The organism is Varibaculum timonense (genome assembly GCF_027694345.1).
Lineage (GTDB): Bacteria > Actinomycetota > Actinomycetes > Actinomycetales > Actinomycetaceae > Varibaculum > Varibaculum timonense_A.
The window spans coordinates 61,711-75,071 of record NZ_JAQEVU010000009.1 but is presented as its reverse complement, the minus strand read 5'-3'; the positions used below and the strand labels follow the sequence as shown (position 1 = coordinate 75,071).

The window sequence follows — 13,361 nt, the reverse complement described above, 5'->3', positions numbered from 1 at the left end:
AAACCCAAAAAATCCCGCGACATATGCGGACATATGTCGCGGGACATCACATTGCGGTAGCGGTGGGATTTGAACCCACGGTGGGTTGCCCCACACAGCATTTCGAGTGCTGCACCTTCGGCCGCTCGGACACGCTACCAGGTAATTCTATTCAGTTGTTGGTGTGGTTACTCGCGACCGAAGGCACCGTAGGTACCTGAGGCGAAAAGCGAGGAACCGCTACCACTGGTGACGAAAATACGCCATCAGCATCTGCATTAACAGACCTTCAAAAGTCTAGCGGATATGGACACCAGAACTAAACTTTAGGCGTGAAAATGTGACGACTCCCGCGGCGAGACCCTTCACCCCACCGCAGCCGAAAGCAACCACCGTAACGCAACCGCGCGAAACGGTGTCACCAGCACCCCGCAACGCAATCTCGCTAACCGCGCCACGCACCACTACTGGTCTACAATCCCATACAACCTATCGCCAGCATCACCCAGACCAGGGCGAATATAGGCTTGCGGAGTAAGCCCCTCATCCAGAGCCGCCACCACTACGGTTACCTCGGCGCGCTCACCAACTGCTTCTTTAACCCGTTCAACCCCCTCAGGAGCCGCCACCAAGCAAATACAGGTCACATCGCGCGCCCCACGCTCTAGAGCATATTCAATTGCTGCCACCAGAGTCCCCCCGGTAGCGAGCATCGGATCCACCAAGAAAACTTGCCGGTCAGTTAAATCTTGGGGCAACCTATTCGCATAGGTTTCGATTGCCAGAGTCTCCTCGTCACGTTTCATCCCCAAAAAACCGACCTCAGCGGTAGGAAGCAGAGCGGTCATTCCGTACAGCATCCCCAGCCCGGCACGCAGAATCGGAATCACAATCGGACGAGGAGTTGAGATAACCTCGCCTTTCATGGATTGAATCGGAGTTTCGATTTGCTTAGGAGTAACCCGCACATGACGAGTCGCCTCATAGGCGAGCAGGGTAACCAGTTCATCTACTAGCTGCCTAAACACTGACGAAGGAGTGTCTTTATCCCGCAAAATAGTTAGTTTATGTTTTACCAGTGGATGGTCAATGACTTTGAATTCCATACTCCCAAAATATCCCGTTTTTTCTTCCCGCGCCCACCCCTTGACAAATACTTCGTCCTCTACAACAAAAATCTCAGCTCACTAACAACCAATGCGCCCTATCCCTGAAGAACCTCAAAGAAAGCCCTAGCCGATTTTCTTCTCCAAAATAACGAAATCTCTACCCCGTTTCGCCCCGCCGAAACCACCCGGTGTTCTAACCTATTTATTATCGCGAAGTCAGGAGACGCAGATGAGCCAGACAGAAAATGGGATTAGCGAAGCCGACGAAATCAAGGTACAAAAAATCCCTAATAAGGTTTATGAGGCTGAGCTGTACCGTTTACAGGGAGAGCTAGGCAAACTACAGACCTGGGTGAAAGCTACCGGAGCCCGGATTGTCATTATTTTTGAGGGACGCGACGCGGCCGGCAAAGGCGGCACCATTAAACGGATGACCGAATATCTTTCCCCGCGAGTCGCCCGGATTGTGGCGCTACCTAAACCGACAGAGCGGCAAGAAACCCAATGGTATTTCCAGCGTTATATCGAGCATCTGCCCGCAGCCGGTGAAATCGTCCTCTTTGATCGTTCTTGGTACAACCGGGCCGGGGTGGAAAAAGTAATGGGCTTTGCCCGCCCCGAACAGGTGCAACTTTTTATGCGGCAATGCCCGATTTTTGAACAAATGCTGGTAGAAGATGGCATTTATCTGCGTAAATACTGGTTCAGCGTCTCAGATAAAGTTCAATATAAACGTTTCGAGTCCCGATTGGGTGACCCTTTGCGCCAATGGAAACTCTCCCCCATGGATTTAGAATCCATCACCCGCTGGGAAGATTACTCACGCGCCAAAGACGACATGATGGTACATACGGATACTTCCGTCGCGCCTTGGCATCACGTACTGTCTGACTCGAAGAAGCAGGCACGCTTGAATATGATTCATCATTTCCTCAGCTCTATCCCCTACACAGAGATTCAAAGCGAGGCAGAGCCGATAAAACTTCCCCCACGTCCCGACTCCAGTGGATACGTACGCCCCTCGGTAGCAGTTTCCAAGTATGTTCCTGATTTTGCGGGTGAGGTTGCCAAACAACACAAGAAAAAGAAGCTTGCGGGCACCGAAGAAGATTTAAAGAAATATCGCGATCACGAAAACTAGCTACCCTGCCCTGCTCCGTTCCCACCAGACTCTTCTGCGTTCACGCTGATTAAAGGTGATTTGATTAGCTTTAACCGTTCGCGCTCTTATCCTGCGGAAAATCTGACTGTTTTTCATTTTGAAGCTTTTCGCGAGAGTTTCCGCTAAGACCGCTATGTTCGTTTCTGCCAATAATTGCTTGATTAATCGCCACTTCGCGCGTCACTTTCGTCAAGCGACGCTCGGCTGCGTTACGCTGCTTAGCTTGCACCAACATATTGTAAAGCACCAGTAGTACCAGTAAATACAGCAAAAGATCTGCGCCGCGCCCGACCCCTAAGAATCGGGCAATTTTCGTGGTAATTTCCGGGAAAATAACCGCAATCACCGCAGCAACTGCAAAACCTAATATTCCCAGGCGACGCCAGGCGGTCTGTTTTGCCCCCAGGTTGGCTTTGAACATATAGAGGGAAATTGCCAGCACCAGAACAATCAGCAAGATTTTTATTAGCATCTTCAACCCCTATTTGACGAGCAATTCGGTAAGGATATTTATGGAGTTAAGCAGAGATTGCCCCTTGGATTTGGAATACTCCGTGTAGCGAATCAGTACACTGTGTTCCGCCCAAGGCAGTCCGGTCCGCGCCAGTTGCGCGACAATCTCAGAGGCGTGCGCCATCCGGTTTTGCAGCAAGCTCACCTGCTCGAATGCATCCCGTCGCAAAACCCGCAAGCCGTTATGGGCATCGGTCAGCTGCATACCGGTACGGTTGGCAGTCACCCGCGCTGCGGTTTTTAACACCAATCGTTTCAACCAACCCACCTGGGTTTTAGGAGATAAAAATCGAGACCCGAACACTATTGCCAAGTCCTCGTTTTCGGCTTGCTCCACCATGGCGAGGGCGTCCTCTACCCGGTGTTGCCCGTCAGCATCAAAGGTGACTAGGTATTTCGCCGGGGTAAAAGCACGTACGTATTCAATCCCCGTTTGCAGTCCCGCGCCTTGCCCCAGGTTCACGGGGTGGCGAATAACGGTGGCACCGCTAGCAGCTGCCTTCTGCGCGCTTCGGTCGCGAGAACCATCATCTACGCAGATCACGTGGGGAAAAACTGGCAGAAGTTCAGACAGCACTTCACCTATCACTTGTTCTTCGTTATATATGGGGATAATCACCCAGGTGTCATCTCTAGCTGCCATACCCCTACGATTCCCTCTTTCCCCTGAGGATTAATTTACGACTTACAGGATACCAATCATGCAGGAGTTTTCTTATAGATGTAAAGGGCTCTGACACTTATAATGGTGGTGACATAGGGACGAGACCCAAGAATCGTTAGATTTTAGGAGCTATCTGCTCCCACCAGAAAAAGAAGGTTACTTTACTTATGAGCGCTAGTTTTATTCCCGCCGCTAAACCCATCATTGGCGATACGGAACGCGCCGCGGTGGACGCGGTTTTAAAATCCGGCATGGTGGCGCAAGGTCCGCGAGTAGCAGAGTTTGAAGAAAAGTTCACTGCTCAAATGGCTAGCGGCGATGGTCAGCAGTCAGTAATGGTTAATTCGGGCACTTCCGCTTTGCACGTGGGGCAGCTGGCTGCCGGGATCAAACCTGGCGACGAAGTAATCGTCCCCTCCTTTACTTTCGCGGCCACCGGGAACTCAGTAGCGATTATTGGCGCAACCCCGGTTTTTGCTGATATCGAGGACGACTATTTCTGTCTGGATCCGGAATCGATTGAAGCTTCCATTACCCCGAAGACTCGCGCTATCTTGCCGGTTCACCTTTACGGACACCCGGCGAACATGACCGCCATCATGGATATTGCTAAACGTCACGACCTGTTAGTATTCGAGGACGCCTGCCAAGCTCACGGTGCTACCTGGAACGGTCAGCAGGTGGGTACTTTCGGGGCTTTCGGGGCTTTCAGCTTCTACCCCACCAAGAATATGACTGCCGGCGAGGGCGGGGCGATTACCACCGGGGACGGTGAACTGGCACGTGAAGCCCGGATGATTCGTAACCAGGGCATGGAACAGCGCTATGCGAACGAACTGGTGGGTCTAAATAATCGGATGACCGATATTAACGCCGCTATCGGCTTGGCGCAGCTGTCTCAGGTTGCCGGCTGGATGGAAAAGCGCCGCGCCAACGCGAAGTTCTTAAACGAGAATCTGCAGGGGGTCACGATTCCCCCGGTAGCTCCAGAGGCTGAGCACGTTTACCACCAGTACACTATCCGGGTCAGCGAGGACCGTGATGGTTTCGCTGCTGCTTTGAAAGATGAATACCAGGTTGGTTCCGGCGTGTACTACCCGATTCCCAACCATCGCCTGCCCTCCCTCGCGCCCTATGCACCGGGACTGGAACTGCCGCACACCGAGAAGGCAGCGAAGGAATGCCTGTCGCTACCGGTTCACCCCTCCCTCTCGCAAGGCGATTTGGAGCGGATTGTGGAAGCGGTAAACAAACTAGCCAAGGCGGGTGCATAAAACATGGCGAACCTGCGTTACGGAATTATTGGTATCGGCTCGATGGGCCGGCACCATGTACGTAATATCCGCGAGCTGCCCGGCGTAGACCTGGTAGCGATGGCGGATCCAGCTGGCGATAAGTTCGGGGTTGCCGAGGGGATGAATCTCCTCCCCGATATTGATGCCTTGATTGCGCAAGGGCTAGATGCCTGCGTAGTGGCAGTTCCTACGGTTTTCCACGAGGAAACCGCGTTGAAACTAGCCGAGGCTGGGGTACATACCCTGGTAGAAAAGCCACTTTCTACCGATGCAGAATCCGGGGAAAGGATTGTAAAAGCGTTCGCGGATGCTTCTTTGGTCGGTGCCGTGGGATACGTGGAACGCTGCAACCCCGCCCTCCTGGAAATGAAGAAACGGATTTCTGCGGGACAGTTGGGCGAGGTTTACCAGATTTCTACCCGCCGCCAATCTCCGTTCCCGGCGCGGATTTCGGATGTGGGGGTAGTCAAGGATTTAGCTACCCACGACGTGGATTTAACTGCTTGGGTGGCGGGTTCTAACTATGTGTCAGTGTCGGCGGTGACCGCTTACCGGTCTGGTCGCGAAAATGAGGACATGGTCAATGTGGTCGGCAAACTGGAAAACGGGGTGCTGGTAAATAACCTGGTGAACTGGCTTTGTCCCTTCAAGGATCGCAAGACCATTGTGATTGGCGAAAAGGGCGCACTGGTCGCTGATACCCTCATGGGTGACCTTACGTTTTATCGTAACGGCTCCTTACCGGTGGAATGGACTCAGGTAGCTAACTTCCGCGGGGTTTCCGAGGGCGAAGTTACCCGCTACGAACTAGCCAAACGCGAACCGCTGCGGGTAGAGCATGAACACTTCCGGGACGCTATTTTAGGAAAAGGCAGTGAGCATGTCTCTATGTCCGAGGCGCTGCAAGCTCTGAAAGTAACAGAAGAAATTCTTAAATCTGCTAAACAGCGCTGACCAGTCTCTGCCCTCTAGAGTACTTGGGTATGATGCCTATATGTGTTCGACTCCCAAGATACTGGTTATTTCGTTTTCGGATATTCAGCGCGATGCTCGGCTGTTGCGACAGCTCAGCGTGGTGAAAGATTTCGGACACGTAACTACTTTGGGGTATGGCAAGCAGCCAGTGGGCAGTGATGAGCACCTGCAAGTTCCTAGCGAACTGCCCTCGCTGCCACAAACCATTCCGGGAGTGCTTAAACTAGCGTTGCATTTACATAGGGCAAGCGAGTTCGCTGCCCCTGCCTTAAAGCGTGCCCGTGAGCTGCTGCGCGATCGCCAATTCGACCTGGTAATCTCTAATGATGCTCGAGCCTTGCCGGTGGCTTTCTATGCCGCTGGCTCCTCTACCCCGGTGTGGGCAGATCTACATGAATGGGCACCCGAAGAGCGAACCCATATCGCCTCTTGGCGAATTTTAGTTGCCCCCTATATTCGCTATATCTGCAAGAAATATCTTCCTCGCACCAGCGCTCAAACTACGGTTGCCGGCAGGATTGCGCATTTGTATCAGGAAACTTTTGGTGTCCAACCCCTGATAATGCGAAACTCCTGTCCCCTGCAAGATTTAGAACCAAGCAAAACCAACAGCGAACAGATTCGCTTAGTTCATTCCGGGGGTGCAGTTCCCGGTCGGGCTTTAGAAACCACTATCAAAGCGGTTGTAGCTGCGGGAGAGCGCTTCACCCTGGACTTGTACCTGGTTCCAGCAAATGATGGTGGCAAGTACCTGCGCGAACTAAAATCCCTTGCTGAGGGATCGCCGCGTATCGTGTTCCACGATCCGGTAAAACCGGCAGAACTACCGAAAACCCTCAATCAATATGATGTCGGGGTGTTTTGGATTCCCCCCTTCAACACCAATGCTCGCCTAACCCTGCCCAACAAGTTATTCGACTTTGTACAAGCCAGATTAGCAGTCGCAGTCGGTTCCACAGTAGAAATGGTCGATGTAGTTAAACAGTACGATTTAGGAATAGTTTCTTCCGGCTTCTCAGTGGAACAGATTGTTGAATCTCTAAACACTTTAACCTCCGAAAACATTGCGGTCTATAAACAAAACGTAGATGCGGCCGCAAGGGACTTAAGTTTCGATAAAGACGCGGAGGTTGCGAGGAGTATTATCAGGGAACTGTTAGGAAGCAACCGTTAGCTAATCTGGGTTTTAAGACCCTTGGTTTTATCACCTTAGGTATCGTTTAGCAGAGAAGCTAGGAAGCAGGGAGGAAGTAGTGCAAATAAAAAGCATTCGGGAAAAACTCCTTGCTCTTCTACGCCGCAGCACGTTCCTAAACAATGTCCTAACCCTGGTGACAGGAACTGCTATCGCCCAGGCAGTTGGAATTGCGCTGGCAATTCCTTTGGCACGCCTATACACCCCTAGCGATTTTGGGCATTTCGCCATCTTTTCTTCAATCTCTGCTTTTGCCGCTACCATTGCTTCCCTGCGCTACGACCTGGCAATAGTTTTACCAAAATCAGATTCGGTAGCGAAACAAGTTCGCCGCCTAGCGCGCAGATGTATTCTGCTAACTTCCATTTTGACTTCGATAATCTGTATTGTAGGCGCCGACTGGGTTGGGAAAACCTACCAATCTCGTCCTCTAACCATCTGCCTGTTTTTTGCTGGTATCTCAGTCTACGAGGTTGCAGAACTGTCTAACGTACAATACTGGCTGACCCGGAAAACTGAATACAAATTAATTGCGCAAAACCGGGTAATCCAAACCACAGGCGTAGCTGTTTTACAATTAGGATTCTTTTTCCTCTTCCCTTCGGTGGTCGGTTTGTTCCTGGGAACTATTACCGGACAGGCTTTAGCCCTCATGCTTTTACTGTGGAACACCCGGAAGGACTTGCGCCTGGACAAAGGCGAAAATCTTCCTTCCCTGCGGGAGTTAGCGGTTCGCTACCGTAAAATGCCACTCCTCAACGGCCCCAATGTGATGGTTGATGCCCTACGCAACAACGGAATGAATCTCATAGTAGGTTTATCCGGGGCCGGGGTTTTGGGTCAATTCAGCAAGGCGCAAGGAATATTGCAGGTACCGATGGGGTTCATTACTGCTTCGGTGACCCAGGTGTTTTACCAAAGAATGGCGATAGTAAAACCGGGGGAAATGCTCCCCCTAGTAAAGAACGTAACCAAGAAATTAACTGTCTTCGCTATCCCGGTGTTTACGCTGGTGTTTATCCTCGCTCCCTGGCTTTTTGTTTTCCTCTTTGGTCCGCAGTGGGATCAGGCAGGTTACTATGCACGCGCCCTCACCCCCTGGATTCTGGTAACCGTGCTTACCTCCCCAATTTCCAATATTTTCATAGTTACCGAAACCCAGGAACGAATGCTGGTTTTCGCGATTTTTTATTGCGCGGTTCCCTTAGCGATTCTGTTCTTCTCGCCCCTCGCCATGCTTACAACCGTTGTTATCATGAGTTTGACCATGGCGGCGATGCTGCTCTTCATGTTGGCGATGGCGTTTAAGGTAGCCAAAAAGTTTGACCTGGGGTTACTGACGCGCAATCCCTCTGCCTAAACCTGGTTCTTTACTAGGGCAGTTAAACATAGAATGATTCTATGAAGATTCTGTCTGTTGTTGGTGCGCGCCCCCAGTTCGTTAAACTTGCCCCCATTGCAAAAGCGATAGAAAAGCAGGGAGCGGAGCACATTATTGTGCATACCGGGCAGCATTATGACCCGATGTTATCGGATGTTTTCTTCCGCGACTTAGAAATTCCTGACCCAGACGAGCATTTAGGGATAGGCAGTGGCAACCACGGCGAACAAACCGGGAAAATGCTAATCGCCATTGAACCGGTCTTGCGGAAATATCAACCAGATTGGGTTTTAGTTTACGGCGATACTAACTCTACTTTGGCCGCCGCGGTCGCAGCGGTAAAGCTGCATCTACCGCTCGCTCATTTAGAGGCGGGGCTACGCTCTTTTAATCGCCGAATGCCCGAGGAACACAACCGAGTTTTAACTGATCATGCTGCCGACCTGCTGCTAGCTCCTACTGCGGTTGCGGCGAAGCATCTTAGTAACGAAGGACTAGCGGAGCGAACCGTAGTAGTCGGTGACGTAATGACCGACGTAGTTTTACAGGTAAAAGAGCAGGTAAAAGAGAAGCCTTCTCCGATTATGGAAGAATTTGGTTTTTCTGAGGGCGCGTATCGGCTCGCCACTATACACCGCCCCGATAACACCGATGATAAAAATCGGTTAGAGCAAATCCTTGATTCTCTTGCCGATCTGGATTTGCCGACAGTCATCTTGGCACACCCCCGCCTGGTGGCGAAGTGCAAAGAGCACGATATCAAGCTTTCCCGCGGAAATCTTTTGGAGCATCGTCCTCTCGCTTACCCGGAGCTGGTAGCTTCCGCCCTGCATTCGGCGGGAGTGGTAACCGATTCCGGAGGGCTACAAAAGGAAGCATTCTTGTTGGGAACCATGTGCACCACCGTACGTCCGGAAACTGAATGGGTAGAGACCGTAGAACTGGGGTGGAACCAGCTAGTAGAACCGGGAGCTGCCCTGGTGAAAGCAGCCCAGCGCCCTCCGGCAAAAGCTACCGACCAAGCCCCTTACGGAGACGGCAAAGCAGCCGAGGTCGTGGTTGAAACTTTAAGTAACTGGCAAGGCTAAGATTAAAATGCGTGTTTTATGGATTCCCTCCTGGTATCCAACCGCTGATAATCCCGCGAATGGAAGTTTCTTCGCGGAACAGGTTGATATGCTTCGCACCTGCGATATGGACGTGAGGGTGGCGGTCACGACCAGTGCTACCATCAAACAAGTAGAGCAGCAGGAAGCCCTGAAATTAGTTCCGATTCCCGATGGATGTTCGATTGCGGTTCCTGCTATCCCCAGATCTATCGTTCCCGGAGATACCGCTATTGCACGGCTGGCAGCTAATAAAATAGCAGCATTCTTTGATGAGCAAATCTGGATACCAGATGTTATCCACGCACACTCTGTTTTTCCGGCGATTCTAGTAGCACGACAACTAGCGCGTATTTGGAAGGTTCCTTTTGGGATAACTGAGCACCGCCCCTCGACTCTTAGGATTAATCCCAAAGGTTTTCGCTATAAAGCCATCAGGGAAGCGGTAACTAAAACTGCATTTCGTTTTACGGTTTCTGATGATATGGCAAGTGCGCTCACCACCTTTTATGATTCGAAACCGTTTATTGCCTGCCGCCTGCCAGCTGCAAGTAGTTTTTTCTATCAAGACCTTTACAGTGGATTTTCCGAAAAATTCACCTTTGGTCATGTTTCTTCTCTGGATAGCAATAAGTGTCCCGTAAACATTCTTCAAGCCTTTTCACAATTGGAAAGCGCTACCGGATGTGAGCTGAAAATCGCGGGAGGTAGCCAAAAGGAAATCAGTGAGCTAAAGACATTGGCAGAAGAATTAGGAATATCTACCCGGGTGACGTTTTTGGGACAGCTTCCCAGGGAGAATATGCCAGAGCTGCTGTCTAAACTGGACTGTTTTATTTTGGCTTCCACCCGAGAAGCTGGGGGCACCGTTCTTTCAGAGGCACAAGCATGCGGAATCCCCTGTATCTCTACAACTACTCCGGCAGGAAACTTCGCTATTAACTCTCTCAATGGTTCCCTTATTCCTGTCGGGGATATTACCAGTCTCATAAACGCTATGCAGCATCACTTAAATCTGGGGAAACCCAGTATAAAGCTGCGGGCGACAATCAGGGAGCAGGCGTGCGATGCCTGTTCTCCGCCGGCTTTCGCCAAAATCCATAGCAACTGCTACCAACAAGTCACCGCAGGGAATCAACGCTGTTAGAGCTATTACAGATGAGAAAGAGTGTCGGCTACGGCTTGCGCCCGTGATTGCCAGGTTTGAGACTTTGCGACTTCCCTAGCGGTGGCGGCTTTTTGAGCTATCTCGGACGGATTTTCTGCTAAATGATTCAAAAGATTCCCAATCGCCTCTCTGTCATAGGGAACTACCCAACCAGCACCAGTTCTTGCCACTAGCTGCGCTACATAAGTACCAGCACTAGCTAAGACCGGTTTCCCTCTGCCTAGATATTCAAAAAGCTTAAACGGAGCAGCAAAAGCTCTATACTTTTCCGGTTCCAAAGCCAATAAGCCGATACCAGCCCATTCATATTGGCTGTCCAATTGATCTTTTTCAGCATGAACTATTTCTATGTTTTCAGCGTCCTGAAGATTATATTCGACTTTTACTTGTTCCCAGTCTTTGTTACGTACACACAGACGCATACGGGCATCAGAGCCCCGCACTGCCTCACAAACTTTATGTAAACGATAGTGGGCTCCCATTCCCCCGACATAGAATATATTGCACTCGTCTACCACCGGAGAATCAACTACTTCTGCTCCCGGAGGTAACTCGGCAACCGGTTTGAAACCCGTTAAATCTAGGTATTCCCCCATCGCTTTTGACGGCAAGAACAGCTGCACTTTATTGCGCCGATAAATAAACCAATCCAGCCGTTGGAATAGGTCGGTTACCCGATTCCAGACAGTTGTCGAAGTCTGTAAATCTTTTCGGAATCTCCAATATACATCCCGGTAAAACACCCCGACTGGGATACCATGCGCTTTACAAATCTGGTGAATAGAGTGGTCAAGAAAAGGGGCAATCCCTTTTTTCAAAGAATCAGCGAACAGGTTTGGCTGCGTAGAGTTCTCAAAATAAAGAAAATCGTATTTCACTCCTCGTTGCAGCGACTGCCGTAGCTGCTTCTTTAGGCTGCGCCGACGGGAGACATCACCGCTTAAGTCAAAGACTTCGTACCCTAAACGCGAAAAAGCCTCGCGCATAATCCGAGGACGTAACCGGGAAGCCGAATTTGCAGTCTCTGGGATTTCATAGGGCGCATGAAAAATCATTCGTTTTACCAAAGATAACTCTCCAACAGGCTAGATTAACCAATAGTAGTATTCTGCCACACCGCCCTAAGGAAAATCCCTAGGTGTTAGCATGGAGCAGATTAGGTCTCTAACGAAGAAAAGGAAGGCAGTGGGCACAGTTACAACTGTTGGAATGAGTGCTAACTGGGCACAGTTAGATTCCGACCCTCAAGAAAACATACAGGTAAAATCCCTGCTAGAAATAGATACCACTCCCCTCAGAGGTGGTATTAACCCTGACAACTGTATCAAGATGCGACAAAACTGGGCTGCCCTGCAAATAGGTAAGCACGGGGCTATCTTGGCTACTGATCCTCTCCGCTCTTTCCCTCTATATTGGGCTCGAACAAAAGAGGGAGTAGCGATCTCCGATTCTTGCTTCGCCTTGGCAAAGAAAATCGGAGCTCGTCCTAACCGAAAAGTAACAAACTATATGCGGTATACCGGCTTTTGCCCCGGAGAAGAAACATTTTTCGCAGAAATTTCCTGTTTATCACCAGGGACGATTCTACATCTTGATTCTGTCGGGAAAGAAGTATCCAGAGTTTTCTATGACGACAATAGTTTCTCGATCGAACCGGTAATCACCAATGAGTTATCTTTCCGAAAAGAACTGGAAAATAACCTAGATTTAGTGATGAATAGAATGCTGGCAAGCATTGGATCTAGCCGGATTCTGTTACCCCTCTCCGGTGGTTTAGATTCCCGCCTATTAGCTACCTGGCTGGTCAATCAGGGGGTAAACAATCTGCTGGCATTTAGCTATGGGGAATCCGCAAGCCAACCCGAGGCTAAAATCTCCCGGGAGGTTGCCTCGCGTCTGGGGATTCCTTTCGAATTTGTGGAACTCTCTTCCCAAAGAGTACATAGCTACTGGCAACGTAAAGAAACAGCGGAACTGTTACGTTATGCATCCTCCGGAAATGCACTGCCCCATATCCAGGACTTTATTGCCTTGCAAACTTTGCTAGATATAGGGCAGGCCTCACCTGGTGATGTAGTACTTCCCGGTCACACTGTGGTGGGGAATATGCACAACCTGGAGCTGTTAGAGCAGACCAACACTACCTTTAAGGATATAACTCACGCGGTCATCAGTAATCACATGGGTTTAAGATATGGTCGCCCCCCGCAATCTATTCAAAACCAAATGCGGAACGATTTGCGCATATTAGCTAACCATCTTGATTTTGATGGCACTCCCCGCTCTACTCAACGTCTGGTAGAAGCATTTAATCTGCATGAACGGCAAACTAAATACATTAATAATTCGATGAAGATTTATGAATACCTCGGTTTACGCTGGGCGCTTCCGATGTTGGACAGAGAGTTTGCAGCCTGCTGGTTCTCAGGCGCGGTGGAACTAACGGCAAGCAGAGAGTTTTATAAACGCTGGATAAATGCACTCTATGACGCTAAGACCGGTAAATCTAATCCGCTGTATGGGGCTAGCCGACTCCCGATACCCGGCTTTATCCGCCCCCTGGCGATTAAACTCGCCCACCTGACCCACTTTGACGTTTTAGTGTCTCATCTGCGCTCAGTTCATCTCACCATGAATCATCCGCTTGGGTTTACAAAGTATTTACCGAAGATGAATCGGCTAGAACTCGCCTCTCGTCTGTTATTCGAAGGACCAATCATGGGGATTTGGACACGAGAGTTCCTTCACGGCAGATGGCATCAAGATTTAGATATTTTTGACCAGGTCGATAGTTAAGAAAACTTAGTGCCAAAC

General features: G+C 50.3%; 12 protein-coding genes and 1 tRNA gene. 8 read left to right on the top strand and 5 right to left on the bottom strand.

Annotated elements, in window-relative coordinates; translation table 11 throughout:
• Window positions 1–54: 54 nt before the first annotated feature.
• Both PG728_RS08415 and upp read right to left on the bottom strand, forming a co-directional pair.
• A tRNA-Ser gene (locus tag PG728_RS08415) sits at window positions 55–139 on the bottom strand.
• Between the two features lie 304 nt (window positions 140–443).
• On the bottom strand, window positions 444–1,085 hold the full coding sequence (gene upp, locus PG728_RS08410; RefSeq protein ID WP_072510213.1) for a uracil phosphoribosyltransferase: 642 nt from the start codon (window positions 1,083–1,085) through the stop codon (window positions 444–446).
• 232 nt (window positions 1,086–1,317) lie between these two features.
• Here upp and ppk2 point away from each other — a divergent pair, with 232 nt between their 5' ends.
• On the top strand, window positions 1,318–2,229 hold the full coding sequence (gene ppk2 / locus PG728_RS08405) for a polyphosphate kinase 2 (RefSeq protein WP_072510214.1): 912 nt from the start codon (window positions 1,318–1,320) through the stop codon (window positions 2,227–2,229).
• A 70-nt stretch (window positions 2,230–2,299) separates the two neighbouring features.
• Here the strand turns inward: ppk2 and PG728_RS08400 are convergent, their stop codons facing one another.
• Window positions 2,300–2,722, bottom strand: a complete 423-nt coding sequence (locus PG728_RS08400) for a DUF2304 domain-containing protein (protein ID WP_270627021.1) — start codon at window positions 2,720–2,722, stop codon at window positions 2,300–2,302.
• 9 nt (window positions 2,723–2,731) lie between these two features.
• Window positions 2,732–3,406, bottom strand: a complete 675-nt coding sequence (locus PG728_RS08395) for a glycosyltransferase family 2 protein (RefSeq protein WP_270627020.1) — start codon at window positions 3,404–3,406, stop codon at window positions 2,732–2,734.
• 188 nt (window positions 3,407–3,594) lie between these two features.
• On the opposite strand from PG728_RS08395, the gene PG728_RS08390 reads away from it, so the two are divergent.
• The 6 genes from PG728_RS08390 (at window position 3,595) to PG728_RS08365 (ending at window position 10,526) form a co-directional block, all read left to right on the top strand.
• Window positions 3,595–4,701, top strand: coding sequence for a DegT/DnrJ/EryC1/StrS family aminotransferase (locus tag PG728_RS08390; RefSeq protein ID WP_270627018.1), 1,107 nt, complete (start codon window positions 3,595–3,597; stop codon window positions 4,699–4,701).
• A 3-nt stretch (window positions 4,702–4,704) separates the two neighbouring features.
• A complete protein-coding gene (locus tag PG728_RS08385) occupies window positions 4,705–5,676 on the top strand; it encodes a Gfo/Idh/MocA family protein (RefSeq protein WP_270627017.1) in 972 nt (323 codons plus the stop codon).
• Between the two features lie 40 nt (window positions 5,677–5,716).
• A complete protein-coding gene (locus PG728_RS08380) occupies window positions 5,717–6,871 on the top strand; it encodes a glycosyltransferase (RefSeq protein WP_270627015.1) in 1,155 nt (384 codons plus the stop codon).
• Window positions 6,872–6,950: 79 nt separating this feature from the next.
• Complete coding sequence (locus tag PG728_RS08375) at window positions 6,951–8,252, top strand: lipopolysaccharide biosynthesis protein (RefSeq protein ID WP_270627013.1); 1,302 nt, start codon at window positions 6,951–6,953, stop codon at window positions 8,250–8,252.
• Between the two features lie 41 nt (window positions 8,253–8,293).
• Window positions 8,294–9,361: a non-hydrolyzing UDP-N-acetylglucosamine 2-epimerase gene (gene wecB, locus PG728_RS08370; protein WP_270627011.1), complete on the top strand. Its 1,068-nt coding sequence runs from the start codon at window positions 8,294–8,296 to the stop codon at window positions 9,359–9,361.
• Between the two features lie 7 nt (window positions 9,362–9,368).
• A complete protein-coding gene (locus tag PG728_RS08365; protein ID WP_270627009.1) occupies window positions 9,369–10,526 on the top strand; it encodes a glycosyltransferase in 1,158 nt (385 codons plus the stop codon).
• 5 nt (window positions 10,527–10,531) lie between these two features.
• On the opposite strand, the gene PG728_RS08360 is transcribed toward PG728_RS08365, so the two are convergent.
• Entirely contained in the window at window positions 10,532–11,602 is a 1,071-nt protein-coding gene (locus PG728_RS08360) for a glycosyltransferase family protein (RefSeq protein WP_270627007.1), read from the bottom strand.
• A gap of 91 nt (window positions 11,603–11,693) precedes the next feature.
• Between PG728_RS08360 and PG728_RS08355 the strand changes: the two genes are divergently transcribed.
• Complete coding sequence (locus tag PG728_RS08355; RefSeq protein WP_270627006.1) at window positions 11,694–13,343, top strand: asparagine synthase-related protein; 1,650 nt, start codon at window positions 11,694–11,696, stop codon at window positions 13,341–13,343.
• Window positions 13,344–13,361 lie beyond the last annotated feature (18 nt).